Below are 21,341 nucleotides of genomic sequence, written 5' to 3'. Positions count from 1 at the left end.
CATGCCGCTTTCCCGTCGTCGTTTCGTCATCGGGGTGGGCGGCAGCGCGCTGCTGACGCTGTGGCCGGGCCTCGGCGCGCCGGCCGCGCAGCCGACCGCGACCGCGGACGCGCGGCTGCTGGTGGTGATGCTGCGCGGCGCCATGGACGGGCTGCACCTGTTGCCGCCCTACGCCGATCCCGCCTACCGGCGCGCGCGCGCCGCGCTCGCCGTGCAGGACGGACTCAAGCTCGACGGCAGTTTCGCCCTGCATCCGCGCATGGCGTTCGCGCACGAGCTGTACGGTCGCAAGCAGCTGCTGCCGGTGCTGGCGATCGCACCGCCCTATCGCCGGCGCTCGCACTTCGAGGCCCAGGACTGCCTGGAGAACGGCACCGCGCGGCCCGACGGCGCGCGCGACGGCTGGCTCGGGCGCTGCGTCGAGGCGATGCCCAGAACCGAGGGCGTGGCGGTGGCGCCGGTGATGCCGCTGTCGCTGCGCGGCTCGCGGCGAGCCGAAACCTGGTCGCCGCCGCTGCTGCAGGAACTGCAGACCACGCTGCTGCAGCAGCTGCAGCCGCTGTACGCCGCAGACGAGCAACTGGCCGCGGTCTATGCCGATGCGGTCAACGCGCCCGAGATCGGCGCGCTGCAGGGCAAGCGCGGCGGCTTCGGGTTGCCGCAGGCGATGGCGGCGGCGGCGGAGCTGATGACCGGCGCCGGTTCACCGCGCGTGGGCTTCGTCGAGGACAGCGGCTGGGACACGCACCGCGGGCAGGCGGCCGCGCTGCAGCGCAAGTTCGGCGAGCTCGACGCCGGCCTGCGCGCCGCCCGCGCGGGATTCGGCGACGCCTGGGCGCGCACCGTGGTGGTGGTGGTGACCGAATTCGGACGCACCTTCGCCGTCAACGGCACCGGCGGCACCGACCACGGCACCGGCGGCCTGGCGCTGCTGGCCGGCGGCGGCATCCGCGGCGGGCGCATGCTCGGCGACTGGCCCGGCCTGGCGCCGGCGCAGCTGAACGACGGCCGCGACCTGCGTGCGACCACCGACTTGCGGGCGCTGTTCAAGGGCGTGCTCGGCGTCCACCTGGGCGTGTCCGAGGCGATGCTGGAAACGAAGATCTTCCCCGACAGCCGCGGCGTCCGCGCGCTGGACGGGCTGATGGCCTGAACCGGTCGGCGCGACGCGGGCCGGCGCGCGTCCCGACCCCGTCTGCCGCGCGGGCAATCCGAACGAAACCCCGCTAGGCCATCGGTTGGGTGACTTCGGGCGGGTTGCCCGGCGGGCAAACGCCCCGATCATCGTGAACGGGCCGGAGCGTTTCCGGCCGGAGACGAGCGATGCAAGACACCGTGTACGGCAATCCGCGATCGGTCGGCGAGAGCGAGCGCCATTGGGCGGCATTGGCGCATCTGGCGGCGCTGCTGCTCGCGTTCATGACGAGCTGGGCGGCGGGACTGGCGGGCGTGCTGGCCGCCGGCGTCGTCTACCTGATCAAGCGCAACGACTCGGCCTTCGCGGCCGCGCACGCGCGCGAGGCGGTCAACTTCAACCTGAGCATGTTCCTGTACGCCTGCGCCGCGTGCGCGATCGGCGTCGTGCTGGTCGGCGCCACCGTGTTCACGCTGGGCATCGGCGCGATCGTCACCGCTCCGGCGGGGCTCGTGCTGGTGGCCCTGGCCGCCGGCATCGCGGTGATGTGGCTGGTGTGCAGCGCGCTGGCCGCGATCAAGGCCTGGAACGGCGAGGCGTACCGCTATCCGCTGACGCTGCGCCTGCTGCGCTGAGCGCAGGCGGGCAAGGCCTAGTGGGTGCGCTCGACGGCGCGCCGGCCGAGTGCGGCCAGCGCCGCGGCGCGCTCGCCGAACGGCAGCAATGCCTCGCGCATGGCCTGCGCCAGCGCTTCCAGGCGCCGGCGCGAGGCGTCCACGCCGAGCAGCGCGGGAAAGGTGGCCTTGTCCTGCGCCGCGTCCTTGCCGGCGGTCTTGCCGAGCGTGGCGCTGTCGCCCTCGACGTCGAGCAGATCGTCGCGGATCTGGAAGGCCAGTCCGAGCGCGTCGGCGTAGCGGTCGAGCGCCGCGCGCGCGGGCGCGTCGGCGCCGGCAGCGATCGCGCCCAGGCGCACCGCGGCGCGCAGCAGCGCACCGGTCTTCATCGCGTGCAGGCGCTCCAGGTCGGCGAGCGCGGTGCCGCTGGCCGCGCCGGTGGCGTCGATGTCCAGGGCCTGGCCGTCGCACATTCCGCCGGCGGCGAGCGCCAGTTCGCGCAGCATGTCGACGCGGGCCTGGGCGTCGGCCGGGGCCGCGGCGAGGGTGGCGAAGGCCAGCGACTGCAGCGCGTCGCCGGCCAGGATCGCGGTGGCCTCGTCGAAGGCCACGTGCACGGTGGGCTGGCCGCGACGCAGCGCGTCGTCGTCCATCGCCGGCAGGTCGTCGTGCACCAGCGAGTAGGCATGGATCAGTTCCACCGCGGCGGCCGGCGCGTCGAAGCGCGCGGCCTCGTCGCCGTCGGCGTCCCGGAACAGCGTGCCGGCGGCATAGACCAGCATCGGCCGCATGCGCTTGCCGCCGAGCAGCACGGCGTGGCGCATCGCCTCGTGCAGGCGGCGCGGCGCGAGGTCGGTGGCGGGCAGCGCGCGCGCCAGCGCGGCGTCGGCGCGTTCGCGCCAGGCCCGCAACGATGCCTCGATGGCGGAAGGAGCCAAGCGGACGCTCAGGCGTCGTCGGCGCGCGGCGTACCGAAGGCTTCGGCGGCGGCGGGATTCTCGGGGTCGCTGAGCAGGCGCACGCGCAGCTCGGCCTGTTCCAGCGCCTGCTGGCAGCGGCGGTAGAGGCCGACGCCGCGTTCGTAGGCGGCCAGCGACTGCTCCAGGCTCATCTCGCCGTGCTCCATCTTCTCGACCAGCTGCTCGAGGGCTTCGAGCGAGGTCTCGAAATCGGCGACGGGGGACGGGTCTGCGGAGGGCTTGCGCGGCATGGGCGCAGTGTACGTCAAACCCGGGGTCCGATCGTGACGGCGCGCCTGGCGACGGCACGCTTGCCGGCAGGGCTATCCGGCCGTCGGCTCGTGCCGCAGCCGCGCGCCGCGCGCGCGCAGCCAGGCCTCGAACGGCGCCGAATAGACCAGATCGCCGGCGGCGAGCACGGCGCCGCCGGCATCGCGCAGCAGCGGCAGCCGCCCGCGTTCCCAGGGCGGTACGCCGAGCGCCTGCAGCACGTGCTTGAGCGCGTGCGAGTGGCCGCGTCCGGGCAGCACGATGCGCTCGCCGCCCTGGCGCGTGCCGGCTTGCAGTTCCGCTTCGAAGGCATCGGCGCCCTCCAGCCGCAGCATGCCGCCTCCGGGCAGCGTCAGCGGCGCGCGGCCGTCCCAGGGGGCATGCCAGCCTTCGGGCAGGGGCGCGCGCCGCGGTTCGGCATGCAGCAGGTCGCGCCAGCGCCGCACCACGGCGCCGTGCCAGGCGAATTCGCCATCGGCGTCGCCGAGCAGCGCGGCCTCGATCTGCGCGACGCCCTGCGCCGGCAGCGGCGGCAGGGCCAGCCCCTCGGTCCAGCGGCGCAGCACGCGCGCGCGGCGTGCGCGCGGCAAGGCGCGCAGGCGCGGGACCGACAGCGCCTGCGGATCGGCGGTGCGCGCGCCGGCCAGCGCCGCCGCATCCTCCTCCTCGAGCAGCTCGCGTGCTTCGCCGGCCAGCTGCGCCGCGCGCGCGAATGCCGTTCCGGCCTGCGGCCAGCGCTCGTGCAGCAGCGGCAGGACGCGAAGACGCAGGAAGTTGCGGTCGTATTCGCTGCCGGCGTTGCTCGGATCCTCGATCCAGGACAGTGCATGCTCGCGCGCGAAGGCCAGCAGGGCCGCGCGCGGCGTGTCCAGCAGCGGACGCCACAACCAGCCGGGAGGAAAGCGGCGCCAGGGCCGCATGGCCGCCAGCCCGTCGGTGCCCGACGCGCGCAGTGCGCGCAGCAGGAACGTCTCGGCCTGGTCGTCCCGGTGGTGGGCGAGGGCAAGCACCTCGCCCTCGCCCAGCGCTTGCGCGAAGGCCCGGCGACGCGCGGCACGGGCGGCCGCCTCGATGCCCTGGCCCTCGTCGCGGGCGACGCTCACGCGCACCACGTGCAGCGGCACGCCCAGGGCCTGGCAGGCCGCGCGGCAGTGCGCTGCCCAGGCATCGGCCTCGGGATGCAGGCCATGGTGGACGTGGATCGCGCGCAGGCCGCGCGCGTGCGCGGCCCGGCGCGCGAGCAGGTGCAGCAGCACGGTGGAATCCAGGCCGCCGCTGAAGGCCACCAGCACGCCGCGTGCCTCCGCCTCCGGGGGCATCGGCATCGGATCCGGGAGCGGCGTCGCATCGCGCATCCGGCGATGTTGCCACGGCGCCGCGATGCAGTGATCCACCGGTGGTGCCCGGCGCGCCGGCGCGGCTGCTTATAGTGAACGGCCGTCCGCATCCCGAGGCCGCATGAGCGCCCTGTTCGAACCCTTGCTGCAGCGCGAAGTGCTGCTTAAGAACCGCATCGTCGTCTCGCCGATGTGCGAGTACTCGGCCGTGGACGGCGTTCCGAACGACTGGCACCTGGTGCACCTGGGCAGCCGCGCCGTCGGCGGGGCCGCGGTGGTGCTGACCGAGGCGACCGCCGTGTCGCCGCAAGGGCGGATCTCGCCGCAGGACACCGGGCTGTGGAACGCGACGCAGGCCGAGGCCTGGGCGCGGATCGCCGGCTTCGTCGCCGCGCAAGGCGCGATTGCGGGCATCCAACTCGCCCACGCCGGACGCAAGGCCAGCACCCACGCGCCCTGGCGCGGCCGCGGCGAAGTGCCGGCGGAGGCGGGCGGCTGGCCGACCGTGGCGCCTTCGGCGCAGCGTTTCGACGCCGGCTATCCGCTGCCCCTGGCGCTCGATGCCGACGGCATCGCCCAGGTCGTCGCCGATTTCCGCGCCGCGGCGCTGCGTGCGCTGGAGGCCGGTTTCCGGCTGGTGGAGATCCATGCCGCGCATGGCTACCTGCTGCACCAGTTCCTCTCGCCGCTGTCCAATCGGCGCGAGGACGGCTGGGGCGGGGATTTCGCCGGCCGCACGCGCCTGGTGCGCGAGACGATCGCCGCGGTACGCGAGGTCTGGCCGGAGCGGCTGCCGCTGTGGCTGCGCATCTCCGCCACCGACTGGGTCGCGGGCGGATGGGGCCTCGAGCAGAGCGTGGAGCTGGCCCGCATCGCGCACGGGCTCGGCGTGGATCTGGTCGACACCTCGAGCGGCGGCCTCTCGCCGCTGCAGGAGATCGCGCTCGCGCCGGGCTACCAGGTGCCGTTCGCCGCGCGCATCCGCCGCGAGGCCGGCATCGCCACCGGCGCGGTGGGCCTGATCACCGAGGCCGGGCAGGCGCAGCGCATCGTCGCCGCAGGCGGGCGGACGTGGTGGTGATGGCGCGGGAGCTGCTGCGCGATCCGTATTTCCCGCGCCGCGCGGCACAGGCGCTCGGGACCGAGTTGCAGGCGCCGCCGCAATACCTGCGCGCTTGGTGAGCCTCGATCCGGCGCGTTTTCCGCGCCGGTAAGCATCGGCGTCGGCCCGTTGCCGGTTTGCTACAGTCGCCGTCACAGACGGAGGCGGCATGGCAAGCGCGAGGCAATGGATCGTGCGGGGAATGGTCGGGCTGATGGTGCTGCTCCCGGCGTTCGCCGTCGGCATGTATGCCGTCAATCCGTTCGGAGTGCGTTCCTACGATCCGCGGCAGCGCATCCTCGGCTATGGCCTGTATCGCATGCCTTCGAGCAGCATGCTGCCCACGCTGAAACCGGGCACGCTTTTCTTCAGCAGTGCAGGCTATTACAGCGACCACGCGCCGGCGCGTGGCGACATCGTGGTTTTCTCGCCTCCGCACCAGCCCGATCAGGTCTGGATCAAGCGGGTGGTGGGCCTGCCGGGCGAGCGTATCGGTTATCGCGACAATCGGCTCAGCATCAACGGCAAGCCGGTCTCCTATGCGCGGATCGGCCCATACCAAGGGCGCGGCCGGGACGCCGAGATGTCCGGTGCGGTCGAGCTGCGCGAAAACCTGCCCGGACATTCGCACAGCGTGCTCGAACAGGAAGGCGAGGGCGTCTTCGATCAGGGCGAGGGCGAATGGGACGTGCCCGCGGGCCACTACTTCGTGATGGGCGACAATCGTGATCGCAGCGACGACAGCCGCTTCTGGGGCGCCGTCGCGCGCGAGGCGCTACTGGGCAGAATGGTTTCCGCATCCGAACGGCCGGGCAGCACGGACACTCCACCGCCGGCACAGGCGCGATAGCCAGAACCCGGCGCGCCGATTCGACGCGTTGCCTCAGCGCGATTCGCGCTTGGCGATCTCCACCCATTCGCGCTGTTCGCGCTGGTAATAGCCGGGGGACAGCTTCACGCGCTTGAGCGTCTCGGCGAACAGCGCATCGGCCTTCGCGCTCTCGCCCTGGCGCTTGAGCAGCAGGGCATAGCGCACGCGCGCCTCCTCGCCGGGATGGCCGCCGGCGACGATCGCCTCGTACTCGTGCAGGGCGGCGGCCACATCGCCGGTGGCCTCCACCGCGCGCGCATACAGCAGGTGGCCGTCGGCGGAGCGGAAGTCGGGATTGGCCGCGATCAGCTCGTCCAGCGTCTGCCTGGCCTGCTGCGGCTGGTCCAGCGCGAACTGCGCCTGGGCCAGGCCGAGCAGCAGGTTCGGATCGGTCTTGTAGAGTCCCTTCAGCGCCGAGCGGTACAGCTCGGCCGCCTGCTGGTAGTCGCCGCTGAGCAGGCTCTGCTCGGCGAGGCGGCGGCGGTTGTCCTGGGTGTCGGCGATGTCGAGCGCGCGCGTGGCCCGGCGCTTGCCGCGCTCGGGATCGATGCGGTCGTGGACGCCGCGGATGGCGCGCCGCGCGCCGGGGCTATGGCGCATCCCCGGCAGGACCTCGGCGAAGAAGTAGATCGCCACGGCGATGAACGAGCCGATCAACAGGATGAAGATCCAGTACATCGGCCGCCCGGTGCGCACGACGTGCACCGCGCAGCCGATCTGCAGCAGCGCAGACAGAATGAGGATCGGACTCATCGACGTTCCTTGTGGAGATGTTCCCTGCGCAGGCGGCGATACCGCTTCAGGCGGCTTCGTAGGCGCCGTAGCCGCGCAGGCGCCGGTAGCGCTTCTCGATCAGCGCATCGGCGGGGATGTCCTGCAGCGCGTCGAGCTCGTTGAGCAGCACCGCCTTCAGGCGCGTGGCCATCTGCTTGGGATTGCGGTGCGCGCCGCCGATCGGCTCGCGCACGATCTTGTCGATCAGGCCGAGCTCGAGCAGGCGCTTGGCGGTCAGGCCGAGCTGCTCGGCGGCTTCCTTGGCCTTGCCGGCGGTCTTCCACAGGATCGAGGCGCAGCCTTCGGGCGTGATCACCGAATAGGTGCTGTACTCGAGCATCAGCGTGCGGTCGCCCACGCCGATGGCCAGCGCGCCGCCGGAGCCGCCTTCGCCGATCACGGTGCAGATGATCGGGATCTTCAGCTCCGACATCTCCAGCAGGTTGCGGGCGATGGCCTCCGACTGGCCGCGCTCCTCGGCGCCGATGCCGGGATAGGCGCCGGGCGTGTCGATGAAGGTCAGCAGCGGCAGCTTGAAGCGCTCGGCCATCTTCATCAGGCGCAGCGCCTTGCGGTAGCCCTCCGGGCGCGGCATGCCGAAGTTGCGGCGGACCTTGGACTTGGTGTCGCGGCCCTTCTCGTGGCCGATGATCATCACGCTGCGGCCGTCGATGCGGCCCAGGCCGCCGACGATGGCGGTGTCGTCGGCATAGGCGCGATCGCCGGCGAGTTCCTGGAACTCGTCGCAGATCACGCGGATGTAGTCGTTGGTGTAGGGGCGCGCCGGGTGGCGGGCGAGCTGGGACACCTGCCAGGGCGTGAGGTCGCGGAAGATCTGCGCGGTGCGCAGGCGCAGCTTGTCCTGCAGCGCGTGCACCTCGGCGTCGACGTTCACCGCCGGGCCAGTGCTGGCCTGGCGCAGGTCCTGGATCTTCGCCTCCAGGTCGGCGATCGGCTGTTCGAAGTCGAGGTAGTTGGGATTCATCGACGGAGGGCCGCTGGAAAGGCGACAGTCTAACTGGGGGGAGGGCGGAGCGGGTAAAGGGGGAGGATGCGGTCGGGTATGGCGGCGGGGGCGTTCGAGCGAGCTGCGCCGTTCGGGGCTAGCCTTTGCGGTCGATCCCGATGGGGCATCGGCGATGCTTGGGGAGATTGCCGCCGCCATCCATGGCGCGACATGAACGGCTTCGGATCGTCCGGCCTATCGCCGCGCTGACGGCGCGGCCCTAAATCCCAGGCCGGGCGTTCGCGACCGCAACCGATGCCGATAGGGCATCGGTGATGTTCGGGAGGATGTTTGGTGCCATCCATGGCGCGACATGAACGGCTTCGGATCGTCCGGCCTATCGCCGCGCTGACGGCGCGGCCCTAAATCCATGGCCGGGCGTTCGCGACCGCAACCGATGCCGATAGGGCCTCGGTGATGTTCGGGAGGATGTTTGGTGCCATCCATGGCGCGACATGAACGGCCTCGGATCGTCCGGCCTATCGCCGCGCTGACGGCGCGGCCCTAAATCCCAGGCCGGGCGTTCGCGACCGCAACCGATGCCGATAGGGCCTCGGTGATGTTCGGGAGGATGTTTGGTGCCATCCATGGCGCGACATGAACGGCCTCGGATCGTCCGGCCTATCGCCGCGCTGACGGCGCGGCCCTAAATCCATGGCCGGGCGTTCGCGACCGCAACCCATGCCGATAGGGCATCGGTGATGTTCGGGAGGAGGTTTGTTGCCCTCCATGGCGCGACATGAACGGCTTCGGATCGTCCGGCCCGGCCGTCCATGGTCGGGCGTTCGCGACCGCAGCAGACGCCTTGAGGGCGTCTGCTAAGCGCGGTCGCTCACCCAAGGGCGGTGGCCCATCGAGACGCGTACCGTGCGCACGCCAGGCTGGGCGCGCAGGCTGCCGGCGAGGTCCGCGTCGACGCGCACGCCGCTGCCGCCGTTGAGGACCAGCGTGCCGGCGGTGCCGGCGGGCAGCAGCAGGTCGTAGCGCAGCGAGGTCGTGCCGGGGCGGTGCTGGGCGAGGACGCGCTCGACGCGGTCGAGCAGGCCGGGCACGCGCAGGTCCAGGCGCAGGGCGAGCTGCTGCGCGCTCTGCGGGCACAGCTGCCGGTAATCCCAGCAGCGGCGCGCGCGCAGCGAGAAGCCGCCGCTGAACTCGTCCTCGCGCAGGCCGCCCTCGACGATGAGGATGCGGTCGCGGGTGAGCAGCTGCGCGAACTCGAAATAGCTCTCGGCGAAGAACGCGCACTCGATGCGCCCGCGTCCGTCCTCCAGCTGCACGAAGGCCTGCGAGTCGCCGCGCTTGCGCATGCCCATCACCAGGCCGGCGATGACGGTGGTGGTCTCCTGGCGCCAGCTGTTGCGGCCTTCCTGCGGGCGGCCGCCCTGCTGCGCGCGCTCCCAGATGCCGTCGAGCTGGCCGAGGTCGTGGCCGACCAGCATGGCGAGTTCGTCGCGATAGGGGTCGATCGGGTGGCCGCTGAGGTAATGGCCGAGCGTCTCGCGCTCGCCGGCGAGCTTCTGCGCCAGCGGCCATTCCTGCGATTCGGGCAGCTCGATGCGCGTGGCCGAGGTCGGTTCGGCGAAGCCCCCGAACAGCGAGTTCTGCCCGGCCTCGCGCTCGCGCGCCATCTGGTCGGTGGCCTTGAGCACCTCGGGCAACTGCAGCTGCAGCGAGGCGCGGTTCCTGCCCAGGGCATCGAGCGCGCCGGCGTTGATCAGCGCCTCCAGCGTGCGCCGGTTCAATTTCGAGGATTCCACGCGGCGGCAGAAATCCAGCAGGTCCTCGTACTGCCCCGAGCGCAGCCGCTCGTTGGCGATCGCCTCGCAGGCGCCCTGGCCCACGCCCTTCACCGCGCCCAGGCCGTAGCGGATGGTGCGCTCGTCGATGGCCTCGAACATGTAGGCCGAGGCGTTGACGTCGGGCGGCAGCACGGTGAGGCCGAGCGCGCGCGCCTCCTCCAGGAACATCACCACCTTGTCGGTGCTGTCCATGTCCGAGGACAGCACCGCGGCCATGAACTCGGCCGGGTAGTGCACCTTCAGCCAGGCGGTCTGGTAGGCGACCAGCGAGTAGGCGGCGGCGTGCGACTTGTTGAAGCCGTAGCCGGCGAACTTCTCCATCAGGTCGAAGATCGGGCCGGCGACGCGCGCCTCGATCTTGTGGTGCTCGAGCGCGCCGGCCTCGAACTTGGCGCGTTCCTTGGCCATCTCCTCGAGCTTCTTCTTGCCCATCGCGCGGCGCAGCAGGTCGGCGCCGCCCAGCGAATAGCCGGCCAGCACCTGCGCGGTCTGCATCACCTGTTCCTGGTACACGAACACGCCGTAGGTCGGCGCGAGCACCGGTTCCAGCAGCGGGTGCGGATACTTCACCTCGGCGCGGCCGTGCTTGCGCTCGATGAAGTCCGGGATCAGGTCCATCGGGCCCGGGCGGAACAGCGAGTTCAGCGCGATCAGGTCCTCGAAGCGGTCGGGCTTGGCGCGCTTGAGCAGTTCGCGCATGCCGCGCGATTCGAACTGGAACACCGCCACCGTGTCGCCGCGCGCGAACAGCTCGTAGGATTTGGCGTCGTCCAGCGGCAGCGAGGCGATGTCCAGCGGCGGCTGGTTCGCGCGCTCGCGGTGCGCGTTGATCGCCTTCACAGCCCAGTCGATGATGGTGAGCGTGCGCAGGCCGAGGAAGTCGAACTTGACCAGTCCGATCGCTTCCACGTCGTCCTTGTCGAACTGCGTGACCGGGTTGCGGCCGCGCCCCTCGCCGTCGTGTTCGGCGAACAGCGGGCAGAAGTCGCTCAGCGGGCTGGGCGCGATCACCACGCCGCCGGCGTGCTTGCCGGCGTTGCGGGTCAGGTCCTCCAGCTGCAGGGCGAGGTCGATCAGGTCGCGGACGTCGTCCTCGTCGTTGTAGCGCTGGATCAGCTCGCTGCTGGCCAGCTCGGGATTGCGCTTGGACTCCTCGGAGCGGCCGAGCGCGTCGTCCAGGCAGATGCCCAGCGTCAGCGGGATGAGCTTGGCGATGCCGTCGACGAAGCCGTAGGGGAAGCCGAGCACGCGGCCGGCGTCGCGTACCACCGCCTTGGCCGCCATGGTGCCGTAGGTGATGATCTGGCTGACGCGGTCGCGGCCGTACTTGGCGGCGACGTAGTCGATCACCTCGTCGCGGCGGTCCATGCAGAAGTCGATGTCGAAGTCCGGCATCGACACGCGTTCGGGATTGAGGAAGCGCTCGAACAGCAGGTCGTAGGGCAGCGGGTCGAGGTCGGTGATGCCCAGCGCCCAGGCCACCAGCGAGCCGGCGCCCGAGCCGCGTCCCGGGCCGACCGGGATGCCGTGGTCCTTGGCCCAGTTGATGAAGTCGGCCACGATCAGGAAGTAGCCGGGGAAGCCCATCTTGACGATCACGTCGAGCTCGCGCTCCAGCCGCGCGTCGTAGTCGGCGCGGCTGTAGCCGGGCGCGAGCGGCAGCTTCTGCAGGCGTTTTTCCAGGCCGTCGCGGGCCTCGCTGCGGATCCAGGAGTCGAGCGTGTGGTCGGAGGGCACCGGGAAGGCGGGCAGGTAGTACGTGCCCAGGCGCAGTTCGAGATTGCAGCGCTGCGCCAGCGCCACCGCGTTGTCGATGGCGTCGGGGACGTCGGCGAAGATCTCGCCCATCTCCTCGGCCGATTTCAGATATTGCTGCGCGCTGTAGTCGCGCGGACGGCGCGAATCGTCGAGCACGCGGCCGGAGGCGATGCATACGCGCGCCTCGTGGGCGTCGAAGCCGGTCGGCTCGATGAAGCGCACGTCGTTGCTGGCCACCACCGGGATGCCGAGCTTGGCGGCCGCGTGCAGGGCGAAGGCGTTGAAGGCGGTTTCGCCGTCCAGGCCGACGCGGGTGAGTTCCAGGTGCAGCCGCTCGCCGAAGACGCGCTGCAGATCGGCCAATGCGCCCTCGGCGAGGTCGTGGCGTCCGCTCTCGGCGAGCTGGCCGGGTTGCGCCTGCCGCCCGGCCAGCGCGAACAACCCTTGGTTGATCTCCTGCAGCCAATGCGGGCGCAGCACCACGCCGTCATGGCGCTGGCCCTCCATCCAGGCGCGCGTGAGCAGGCGCGAGAGCGCCAGGTAGCCGTCGCGGTCGCGGCACAGCAGGGTGAGCCTGGAGGGCGCCTCGTCGCCCTCGGCCACCATCACGTCGGCGCCGGCGATCGGCTTGACGCCGGCGCCCTCGGCGGCGCGATAGAACTTCACCAGCGCGAACAGGTTGTTGCGGTCGGTCACCGCCACCGCCGGCTGGCCGAGCGCGACGCAGCGCTTGACGAGATCCGGAATGCGGATCGTCGAGTCGGCCAGCGAATACTCGCTGCGCAGATGGAGATGGACGAAACGTGCGGGCATCAACGAGACCGCCCGGAATGGGCCGTCTGGCGAACGGGAGTCGACCCGCAGGTTAGGGCGTGGAGGGGGCGGGAACAAGGCTTGACATCGCGCCCGCCCCCGGCGCGGCGATGACGACCCCGCCCGGCGTCGCGGGCGGGCGAGGGGACGGAAGCGCCCTCCGTGCCGATGGCCTTGGCCGCGGGTCCTGGCGGGCGTCGCCGCGGCACGATGCGCCCGCCCGGCGCTCCTATCCGGCGACGCTGGCGGCCGCGTCCGGCGCCCACCCGCATTCACGCACGGGCGCGAAGCTGCGGCGGTGCTGCGGACAGGGGCCATGCAGGGCCAGCGCGCGCAGATGCACCGGGGTCGGATACCCCTTGTGGCTGTCGAAGCCGTACTGCGGGTAGTGCGCGTGCAGCTCGCGCATCCTGCGGTCGCGCGCGACCTTGGCCAGGATCGAGGCCGCCATGATCGACGGGTCGAGCCCGTCGCCGCCGATCAGCGTCTCCGCCGGGCAGGGCAGGTCGCGCGGCATGCGGTTGCCGTCGATGCGCGCGAACTGCGCGGCCGGCGCCAACGCGCACAGCGCGCGGCGCATGCCGGCGAGCGTGGCTTGCAGGATGTTCATCGCGTCGATTTCGCCGGCGTCGACGAACTCCACGCGCCAGGCCAGGGCGCGCTCGAGGATCAGCGGGTACAGCGCCTCGCGCCGCGCCTCCGAGAGCTTCTTCGAGTCGTCCAGCCCCTCGATGGCCCGATCCGGATGCAGGATCACCGCGGCCACGGCCACGGGGCCGGCCAGGGGGCCGCGGCCGGCTTCGTCGACGCCCGCGATCAACAGGAATTCAGCCATGCGCCACGCCGGAATCGACCAGCTGCGCGATGGCGTCCGCGGCGCGCGCCGAGGCGTCCTGGCGCAGGGCCAGGTGCAGTTCGCGGTAGCGCGCCTGGAGCGACTCCACCGCATGCGGATTGCGGAACCAGGCCAGCGTGGCTTCGGCGAGCTTGTCGGGCGTGCAGTCCTCCTGCATCAGTTCCGGCGCCAGGTCGGCGCCGGCCAGCACGTTGGGCAGGGCGTAGCGATCGACCTTCAGCATGCCGAAGCCCTTCACGATCGCGTAGGTGAGCGGCGCGATCCTGTAGCCCACCACCATCGGCCGCTTGGCCAGCATCGCCTCCAGGGTGGCGGTGCCGGAGGCCAGCAGCACCACGTCGGCGGCGATCATCGCCGTGCGCGCATCGCCGTCGATCAGGCGCAGATCGCCGGGGGCCAGTCCGTCGCGGGGCAGCAGGCGCTCGATCGCGGCGCGGCAGGCGGCATTGGCGGCCGGCACCACGACCTGCAGCCCGGGCTGCTGCGTGGCCACGCGCGCGGCCGCGTCGAGGAAGGGCGCACCGAGGCGCGCGATCTCGCCCAGCCGCGAGCCGGGCAGCAGCGCCAGCACCGGCGCGTCCTGCGGCAGGCCGAGCCTGGCGCGCGCCTGGGCACGATCGGGATCGAGCGGCATCTCGTCGGCGAGCGGATGGCCGACGAAGCGCGCGTCCACCCCGTGGCGGGCATAGATCGGCGGTTCCATCGGGAACAGGCACAGCACGCGCGAGGCGGACAAGCCGATCTTCTCGGCGCGCTTTTCCCGCCAGGCCCAGACCGAGGGGCTGACGTAGTGCACGGTGCGCACGCCGCGCGCCTTCAGCCAGCGTTCCACGCCGAGGTTGAAGTCGGGCGCGTCGATGCCGACGAACACGTCCGGCCGCCACGCCAGCACGCGCTCGCGCAGCCCACGGCGCAGCCGCAGCAGCCGCGGCAGGTGCGTGAGCACTTCCGCCAGGCCCATGACCGCCAGCTCCTGGGCGTCGTACCAGGCCTCGAAACCTGCCGCGCGCATGGCATCGCCGCCCACGCCGGCGAACTCGGCATCGGGATGGCGCCTGCGCAGTTCGGCGATCAGGCCGGCGCCGAGCATGTCGCCGGAGGCCTCGCCGGCGACCAGGGCGAAACGCGGCGGCCGCGCGGGGGAACGGGAAGGGACGGCATTCATCGAGCGAGATGGTGTCGTATCTGCTGCTCGTACTGCGCGCGGTCGAAGACGATGCGCGCGACGGGCGTGAGTCGGGGCAGCGAAGGGGTGCGAGCATCCTGCCCCATCGCGGGCCCGTCGTCATCCTCGAAGGTCACATCGTGCCAGTACACGCGATCGGCGGCGACTTCCAGCCGGCACGACGCCACGCCGCAATAGTCGCAGCCGCAGTGGCAGCGGTACAGGACCAGGCGCCCGGAGCCGAACTGGTTCATCGCGCCGGTGCGGCCCAGGAACATGTCGCGGCCGCGCTCGCGCAGCGCCGGCGGCAGTCCCGCATCGAGGTCGGTGCCGCAGAACAGCAGGTCGCGCGCGATGCCGAGCCGCTCGGCGAGGGGGCGTTCGTCGACGAGGAATTCGGTGACGTCCCACTGCCGGGGCGCGCCGTCGATCCGGTCGCAGGCCTGGGCCGAGCCGATGCGCAGGCGCTGCACGTCGGTCATCGCGCCGCTCAGCGCTGCAGGGGGCGCTCGGCGCTGTCGACGAATTCCAGGAACTGGCGCACGTCCTCGCTGTCCTGCGCCAGTTCGGCGAGCTTGGCGCGCGCCTGTTCCAGCGTGTCGCCGGAGAGGTAGAGCGCGCGGTAGGCGCGCTTGATCGCGGCGATGCGCTCGGCGTCGAAGCCGCGGCGCTTGAGGCCTTCGCTGTTGATGCCGCGCGGACGCGGCTGCTCGCTCTGCGCCACCATCAGGAACGGCGGCACGTCGCCGGAGACCAGCGCGCCCATGCCGATGAAGGCGTGGGCGCCGATGCGGCAGAACTGGTGCGCGCCGGCGAAGCCGCTCATGATCACCCAGTCGCCGACGCTGACATGCCCGGCGAGCGTCGAGTTGTTGGAGAATACGCAGTGGTTGCCGATCGCGCAGTCGTGGGCGACGTGGGTGTAGGCCAGCAGCCAGTTGTCGTCGCCGATGCGGGTGACGCCGCCGCCGCTGCCGGTGCCACGGTTGACGGTGACGAATTCGCGGATGACGTTGCGGTCGCCGATCACCAGTTCGACGCGCTCGCCCCGGTATTTCTTGTCCTGCGGGTCGCCGCCGATCGCGGCGTGGCCGTGGATGTGGTTGTCGCGGCCGATGCGCGTGGGGCCGGTGATGCTGCAGTGCGCGCCGATCCGCGTGCCTTCGCCGATCTCCACCTCGGCGCCGATCACGGTGAAGGCGCCGACCGAAACGCCGGCGCCCAGTCGCGCCGCCGGGTCGACGGCGGCCGAGGGATGGATGACCGCGTCGGCCATGTCAGGTCTTCACCTCGGCGCAGAGGATGTCGGCGCTGGCGACCTGGTGGCCGTCCACGCGCGCTACGCCGCAGTACTGGGTCATGTTGCGGATGGTGCGCTTGATGGTCACCTCGAGTTCGAGGCGGTCGCCGGGGACGACCATGCGCGAGAACTTGGCGTTGTCGACCTTGACCAGGTAGGACAGGCGCCCCTCGAGGCCGCCGCCGTGGGTGACCTGGCTGAGCACGCCGCCGGCCTGCGCCAGCGCCTCGATCACCAGCACGCCCGGCATGACCGGGTGGTTGGGGAAATGCCCCTGGAAGAAGTGCTCGTTGATGGTCACGTTCTTGTAGGCGAGGATGCGCTTGCCCGGGTCCAGCTCGACCACGCGGTCGACCAGCAGGAAGGGGTAGCGGTGCGGCAATTGCTGCTGGATCGAAACGACGTCGATCGGCAGGGAGACTTCGCTGGACATCAGGATTCCTTGTCGCGCGCGCCGAGCTTGCGCGCCAGTGCGTCGAGTTGCTTGAAGCGCGCGGCGCTCTTGCGCCAGTCGCGGTTGCTCATGAGCGGGGTGCCGGAAGAATACTCCCCCGGCTCGCGGATCGAATGGGTGACCAGGCTCATCGCCGTGACCATCACGCGGTCGCAGATCTCCAGGTGGCCGAGCACGCCGGCGGCGCCGCCGATCAGGCAGTAGCGGCCGATCACCGCGCTGCCGGCGACCGCGGAGCAGCCGGCCATGGCGGTATGCGCACCGATGCGCACGTTGTGGCCGATCTGGATCTGGTTGTCGAGGCGGACGTCCTCTTCCAGCACGGTGTCCTCGATGGCGCCGCGGTCGATGGTGGTGTTGGCGCCGATCTCGCAGTCGTCGCCGACCGCCACGCCGCCTTGTTGCGGCACCTTGATCCAGCGGGCCACGCCGTCCGAAGACGTGTCCATGGCCAGGCCGAAGCCGTCGGCGCCGAGCACGGCGCCGGGATGGATCAGCACGCGCTGCCCCAGGCGCACGCGGCGCACCAGGGTCACGCGCGCGACCAGTTCGCTGCCGGCGCCGATCTCGCAGTCCTCGCCGATCACGCAGCCCGCGCCGACGACGGCGCCGGCTCCCACCCGCGAGCGGGCGCCGACGCTCACGAAGGGGCCGATCTGCGCGCCGGGATCGATCTCGGCGGACGGATCGACGACCGCGCTGGCGTGGATGCCGGGACGCACCGGCGCCGGCGGATCGAACAGCGCCGCGATCCTGGCGAAGGCGACATACGGATCGGCGGCGACCAGCGCGGTGCCGGGATATCCGTCGGCGTCGGCCGCGCGCATCACCACGACCGCGGCCGCCGAGTCGGCGAGCTGGGCGCGGTAGCGCGGATTGGAGAGGAAGGCGAGCTGCCCGGGACCGGCCTTGGCCAGCGTCGCCACCGACTCGACCCGGACCGCGCCATCGCCGTGCAGGGACAGCGCGAAACGCTCGGCGAGTTCGCTCGCGGTGTAGGACGTCATGAGCGGAGCAGGCGCAGGCGGCGAGGGGCGGGCAGCGGGAGGGAACGACGCCGGAAGCCTGCCCGGCCCTTCGCTCGTGTCTCTCGCCTCTCCACTCGCCTCGCCTTTAGAACGCGCCGCCGAAGGTGAACTGCAGGCGCTCGATCTCGTCGGCCTCGCGGATGCGGGTGCCGTTGTTGTCGTACACGTCGCCCTTGTTGCGGATCGGGAACGCGTAGCTGATCGAGATCGGGCCGACCGGAGCGCGCCACATCAGCGCCACGCCCGCCGAGGCGCGCAGCTCGCCGGCGTCGAAGGCGTCGTAGTCCTTGTAGACGTTGCCGAAGTCGATGAACGCGGAGATGCGCGCGGCCGGGCTGTCGAACAGCTTCGGGAAGAACATTTCCAGCGAGCCGACGGTCTTGAGCGCGCCGCCGATCGGCTGCAGGTAGGTGCTGGCGCCGTTGCTGTAAGGCGCTTCCTGCGGGCCGAGGGTGTTGTCGCGGTAGCCGCGCACCGAGCGCGCGCCGCCGGCGTAGAAGTTCTCGAAGAACGGCAGGCCGGTGGCGGTATAGCTGGAGGTCTGCACGCTGCCCGGCGCGCAGCCGCCCGAGGCGGCGGCGTTGGCGGCGGTGGCGCCGCCGCCGGGGATCTGCGGCTGGCCCGGCAGCATCTGGCAGCTGATCAGCGTCTTGTCGGAGCCGTAGCTGTCGCCGTAGCCGAGTTCGAAGCGCGTGTTGAGCACCAGCGCGCTGGAGATCGGCCAATACTTGGAGAACTCGTAGTTGAGCTTGTAGTACTCGACCGTGGAGCCGGGCAGGGTGGTTTCCAGCGAGACGCGGTTCAGGGTGCCGCGCGTGGGCTGCAGGTAGTCGTTGCGCGTGTCGCGGGCCCAGGCCAGCTCGGTGCGCCAGGAGTGGAAGGTGCGTTCGCCGAGCGCGTCGATGTAGCGGACGATGCTCTCCGGCGTCGCGCCGCGATAGGTGAAGATCTCGTTGCGGTCGATGCCGAAGGTGGCGCGGATGGTGTCGTTCTCGGTCAGCGGGATGCCGAGCACGACCTGGCCGGCGGCGCTGGTGGAGGAGTACTGCGCGGTGTTGAACTCGGAGTTGTCGAACTCGCGCCACCACACGTTGTAGCCCAGCGTCAGGCCGTTGTCGGTGAAATAGGGGTTGAGGAAGGAGAACGAATAGCGCTTCAGGTAGACGTTGCGCTGCGCCTCCACCGAGACCTGGTTGCCGCTGCCGAGGAAGTTGTTCTGCGACAGCTGCACGGAGGTGGTCAGGCCGCTGAGCTGCGAGTAGCCCAGGCCGAACACGAAGCTGCCGGAGGTGGTTTCCTTGACGTTGAAGACCAGGTCGACCTGGTCGCTGCTGCCGGCCACCGGCTTGGTCTCGACGTCGACGCTGCCGGGCTCGAAGTAGCCCAGGCGCTGCAGGCGCAGCTTGGAGCGGTCGACGGCCACCTGCGAGAACCAGCTGCCCTCGAACTGGCGCATCTCGCGGCGCATCACCTCGTCGGAGGTGCGCGTGTTGCCCTTGAAGTCGATGTGCCGGACCATCACGCGCGGTCCGGGCACCACCTGCATGTTGATGGCGACGGTGCGGTTCTCGCGGTTCACGTCGAGGTCGGGATTGACCTGCGCGAAGGCGTAGCCGATGTTGCCGAGCGTGGAGGTGATCGAGTCGGAGCTGATTTCCAGCAGCGCGCGCGAGAAGGTCTGGTCGGCGCGGGCCAGCACCTGGCGCTCGATCTGCTCCTTGGGCAGGATCGTGTCGCCGCTGACCTCCACCTTCGAGACCTTGTAGATCTCGCCCTCGGTCATGCCCATGGTGAGGAACATGTCGCGCTTGTCGGGGCTGATGGCCACTTGCGTGCTGTCGACGTTGAAGTCGATGTAGCCGCGGTCGAGGTAGAAGTTGTTGAGCTTTTCCAGGTCGCCGGAGAGCTTCTCGCGCGAGTACTGGTCGTCGCGGCGGTACCAGCTGAGCCAGTTGCTTTCGCCCGACTCCCAGGAGTCGGTGATCTGCTTCTGCTCGAAGGTGTCGTTGCCGACCAGGTTGATGTGGCGGATCTTGGCCGCCTTGCCTTCCTTGACGGCGATGGTGATGTCGACGCGGTTGCGGTCGAGCTTGGTCACCGTCGGGGTGATCTCGACGTTGTACTTGCCGCGGTTGTTGTACTGGCGGATCAGCTCCTGGGTGACCTTGTCCAGGGCCAGGCGGTCGAAGGTCTCGCCTTCGGCCAGGCCGATGTCCTTCAGGCCCTTGGTCAGGTCCTCGGTCTTGATGTCCTTGTTGCCGGTCAGCGTGAGCTTGTTGATCGCCGGCCGCTCGGTGACGGTGACGACCAGGATGTCGCCCTGGCGGTCGACCTTGATGTCCTCGAAGAAGCCGGTCTTGTACAGGGCGCGCACGGCCTGCGCGATGCGGGCATGGTCGGCGACGTCGCCGCGCTCGATCGGCAGGTAGGTGAATACGGTGCCGGCGCCGATGCGCTGCAGGCCGTCGATGCGGATGTCGCTGACCACGAAGCCGCTGTTGTCGACCGGGGCCGGCGCCAGCGCGGGCGCGGCGGGAGCGGAGGATGGCGCGATGCCGAAGGCGGCCTGCGGATCGGTCGCCTGCTGGGCCCAGGCGGGCGCGGTGGCCGATGCGAGGGCGAGGACGAGCAGGCGGCGGGTTGGAGTACGCGTCATCAATACAGGTCCACAGATGGAATGCAGCGCCAGCGCGGGGGCGAGGGCGGGATTGCGGGGGTCAGACAGTCAACGCACGAAGTTGTTCAGTATGTCGTTGAAGAACGCCAGACCCATGAGCCCCGCCAGCAGAACGAGACCGACATATTGCCCGGCGGCCATCGCACGCTCGCTTAACGGGCTGCCTTTGACCAACTCAATAAGGTAATACAAGAGGTGACCACCGTCCAAGAGCGGGATCGGCAGCAGGTTGAGAATGCCCAGGCTCAGCGACAGCAGCGCGAGAATGGTCAAATACCACGCCAATCCCCGTTGCGCCGACGCATTGGCGACACGGGCGATGGTGATCGGGCCGGCGACGCTGTTCTGCACCGAGACGCGTCCGTCGAAGACCCGGCCGACCATCTGGAACAGCTGCACGGTCTGGTAGCGCATTTCGCGCAGGGCGGCGGGGACGGCTTCCAGGGGTCCGTAGCGCTGGACGGCGTCCTTGGGCGGGTCGAAGGACTTGATCGGCTCGATCCCCATGATCCAGGCGCCGGGCGCGCCGTTCTCGCCGGCCTGGAACCGCGGCTTGAGCGGCAGCGCCAGCCGTTCGCCGTCGCGCTGCACCTCCACCATGATCTCGGCCTCGCGCGGCCCCAGGCTCTGCAGGAGCGGCCCGATGTCGCCGAACCCGGCCACCGGCGTGCCGTCGATGGCGGTGATGCGGTCGCCTTCGGCCAAGACGCCCCAGGCGGCCGTCCGGGGGCGGACATGACCGACCAGCGGCGGGACGATCTGCTGGCGTCCCCACAGGCCGATGTCGCCGAACACGGCGCGCTCGTCGCGTTCGGCGGGGATGCGCGAGAGCCGCAGCAGGCGCTCGTGCTCGTTGCCCTGCGCGTCGCGCACCAGCACCGAGGCGTCCTCGCGGTCGAGCGCGTGCGGCAGCAGCGCCATCTGCACCTCGCTCCAGATCGGCGTGGCGCGCCCGTCCACGGCGAGCACGGTGTCGCCGCGCTGCAGGCCCGACTGCGCGGCGATGCCCTGGACCTGGCCGATCACCGGCGCGTAGTCGGGGCGGCCGACCACGAACATGGCCCACAGCAGCGCCACGCACAGGATGAGGTTGGCGATCGGGCCGGCGGCAACGATCGCGATGCGCCGCCAGACCGACTTGCGGTTGAAGGCCTGCTCGGCCTCGGCCGGGGCGACGTCGGTCTCGCGCTCGTCCAGCATCTTGACGTAGCCGCCGAGCGGGATCGCCGCGATCACGTATTCGGTGCCGTCCTTGCCCAGGCGTTTCCACAGCGGCCTGCCGAAGCCGATCGAGAAGCGCAGCACCTTGACGCCGTTGCGCCGCGCCACCCAGAAGTGGCCGAATTCGTGGAAGGTGATCAGCAGGCCGAGACCGACGATGTACCACCACACGGAGCCGATGATTTCGAGCATGCGAAGGTGA

At 70.9% G+C, this 21,341-nt stretch carries 17 protein-coding genes and 1 pseudogene; 4 read left to right on the top strand and 14 right to left on the bottom strand.

The window, feature by feature from the left end; all coding sequences use genetic code 11:
- Window position 1: 1 nt before the first annotated feature.
- Together MD221_RS12980 and MD221_RS12975 are read left to right on the top strand one after the other, a co-directional pair.
- Window positions 2-1,153 (top strand): DUF1501 domain-containing protein, encoded by a 1,152-nt coding sequence (locus MD221_RS12980; RefSeq protein ID WP_242112232.1) that lies wholly within the window; start codon window positions 2-4, stop codon window positions 1,151-1,153.
- 170 nt (window positions 1,154-1,323) lie between these two features.
- Window positions 1,324-1,770, top strand: coding sequence for a DUF4870 domain-containing protein (locus MD221_RS12975; protein ID WP_242112230.1), 447 nt, complete (start codon window positions 1,324-1,326; stop codon window positions 1,768-1,770).
- Window positions 1,771-1,787: 17 nt separating this feature from the next.
- Here MD221_RS12975 and MD221_RS12970 read toward each other — a convergent pair whose 3' ends face one another.
- From MD221_RS12970 to tilS, 3 genes are all read right to left on the bottom strand, one after another.
- Complete coding sequence (locus MD221_RS12970; RefSeq protein WP_242112243.1) at window positions 1,788-2,672, bottom strand: polyprenyl synthetase family protein; 885 nt, start codon at window positions 2,670-2,672, stop codon at window positions 1,788-1,790.
- 23 nt (window positions 2,673-2,695) lie between these two features.
- Window positions 2,696-2,959 carry an exodeoxyribonuclease VII small subunit gene (locus MD221_RS12965; RefSeq protein WP_242112229.1) on the bottom strand — a complete coding sequence of 88 codons (264 nt, stop codon included), beginning with the start codon at window positions 2,957-2,959 and terminating at the stop codon, window positions 2,696-2,698.
- A 72-nt stretch (window positions 2,960-3,031) separates the two neighbouring features.
- Window positions 3,032-4,333 carry a tRNA lysidine(34) synthetase TilS gene (gene tilS / locus MD221_RS12960; RefSeq protein WP_425602274.1) on the bottom strand — a complete coding sequence of 434 codons (1,302 nt, stop codon included), beginning with the start codon at window positions 4,331-4,333 and terminating at the stop codon, window positions 3,032-3,034.
- Window positions 4,334-4,436: 103 nt separating this feature from the next.
- On the opposite strand from tilS, the pseudogene MD221_RS12955 reads away from it, so the two are divergent.
- Together MD221_RS12955 and lepB are read left to right on the top strand one after the other, a co-directional pair.
- Window positions 4,437-5,497: pseudogene (locus MD221_RS12955) on the top strand (NADH:flavin oxidoreductase/NADH oxidase).
- An 89-nt stretch (window positions 5,498-5,586) separates the two neighbouring features.
- A complete protein-coding gene (gene lepB / locus MD221_RS12950; RefSeq protein ID WP_242112227.1) occupies window positions 5,587-6,267 on the top strand; it encodes a signal peptidase I in 681 nt (226 codons plus the stop codon).
- A gap of 33 nt (window positions 6,268-6,300) precedes the next feature.
- Here lepB and MD221_RS12945 read toward each other — a convergent pair whose 3' ends face one another.
- The 11 genes from MD221_RS12945 to rseP form a co-directional block, all read right to left on the bottom strand.
- Window positions 6,301-7,041, bottom strand: a complete 741-nt coding sequence (locus MD221_RS12945; protein ID WP_242112226.1) for a tetratricopeptide repeat protein — start codon at window positions 7,039-7,041, stop codon at window positions 6,301-6,303.
- A gap of 46 nt (window positions 7,042-7,087) precedes the next feature.
- A complete protein-coding gene (locus tag MD221_RS12940) occupies window positions 7,088-8,047 on the bottom strand; it encodes an acetyl-CoA carboxylase carboxyltransferase subunit alpha (RefSeq protein WP_242112225.1) in 960 nt (319 codons plus the stop codon).
- Between the two features lie 839 nt (window positions 8,048-8,886).
- Window positions 8,887-12,441, bottom strand: coding sequence for a DNA polymerase III subunit alpha (dnaE, locus tag MD221_RS12935; RefSeq protein ID WP_242112224.1), 3,555 nt, complete (start codon window positions 12,439-12,441; stop codon window positions 8,887-8,889).
- A 226-nt stretch (window positions 12,442-12,667) separates the two neighbouring features.
- Entirely contained in the window at window positions 12,668-13,273 is a 606-nt protein-coding gene (locus tag MD221_RS12930) for a ribonuclease HII (RefSeq protein WP_242112223.1), read from the bottom strand.
- A complete protein-coding gene (gene lpxB, locus MD221_RS12925) occupies window positions 13,266-14,459 on the bottom strand; it encodes a lipid-A-disaccharide synthase (protein ID WP_242112221.1) in 1,194 nt (397 codons plus the stop codon). Before lpxB ends, MD221_RS12930 begins: the two co-directional genes overlap by 8 nt.
- Window positions 14,456-14,941, bottom strand: a complete 486-nt coding sequence (locus MD221_RS12920) for a hypothetical protein (protein ID WP_242112220.1) — start codon at window positions 14,939-14,941, stop codon at window positions 14,456-14,458. The genes lpxB and MD221_RS12920 overlap by 4 nt, the downstream gene beginning before the upstream one ends.
- An 8-nt stretch (window positions 14,942-14,949) precedes the next feature.
- Window positions 14,950-15,735 (bottom strand): acyl-ACP--UDP-N-acetylglucosamine O-acyltransferase, encoded by a 786-nt coding sequence (gene lpxA, locus MD221_RS12915; RefSeq protein WP_242112219.1) that lies wholly within the window; start codon window positions 15,733-15,735, stop codon window positions 14,950-14,952.
- Window position 15,736: 1 nt separating this feature from the next.
- Window positions 15,737-16,192 (bottom strand): 3-hydroxyacyl-ACP dehydratase FabZ, encoded by a 456-nt coding sequence (fabZ, locus tag MD221_RS12910; RefSeq protein ID WP_242112218.1) that lies wholly within the window; start codon window positions 16,190-16,192, stop codon window positions 15,737-15,739.
- Window positions 16,192-17,220 carry a UDP-3-O-(3-hydroxymyristoyl)glucosamine N-acyltransferase gene (gene lpxD / locus MD221_RS12905; protein WP_242112216.1) on the bottom strand — a complete coding sequence of 343 codons (1,029 nt, stop codon included), beginning with the start codon at window positions 17,218-17,220 and terminating at the stop codon, window positions 16,192-16,194. The genes fabZ and lpxD overlap by 1 nt, the downstream gene beginning before the upstream one ends.
- A gap of 106 nt (window positions 17,221-17,326) precedes the next feature.
- Window positions 17,327-19,897 carry an outer membrane protein assembly factor BamA gene (gene bamA, locus MD221_RS12900; RefSeq protein WP_242112215.1) on the bottom strand — a complete coding sequence of 857 codons (2,571 nt, stop codon included), beginning with the start codon at window positions 19,895-19,897 and terminating at the stop codon, window positions 17,327-17,329.
- A gap of 69 nt (window positions 19,898-19,966) precedes the next feature.
- Window positions 19,967-21,331: an RIP metalloprotease RseP gene (gene rseP, locus MD221_RS12895; protein ID WP_242112214.1), complete on the bottom strand. Its 1,365-nt coding sequence runs from the start codon at window positions 21,329-21,331 to the stop codon at window positions 19,967-19,969.
- Between the last annotated feature and the right edge of the window lie 10 nt (window positions 21,332-21,341).

The organism is Luteimonas aquatica (assembly GCF_022662575.1).
GTDB lineage: Bacteria > Pseudomonadota > Gammaproteobacteria > Xanthomonadales > Xanthomonadaceae > Luteimonas > Luteimonas aquatica.
The sequence above is the reverse complement of the archived record's forward strand: the minus strand, read 5'-3'. Positions and strand labels throughout refer to the sequence as shown.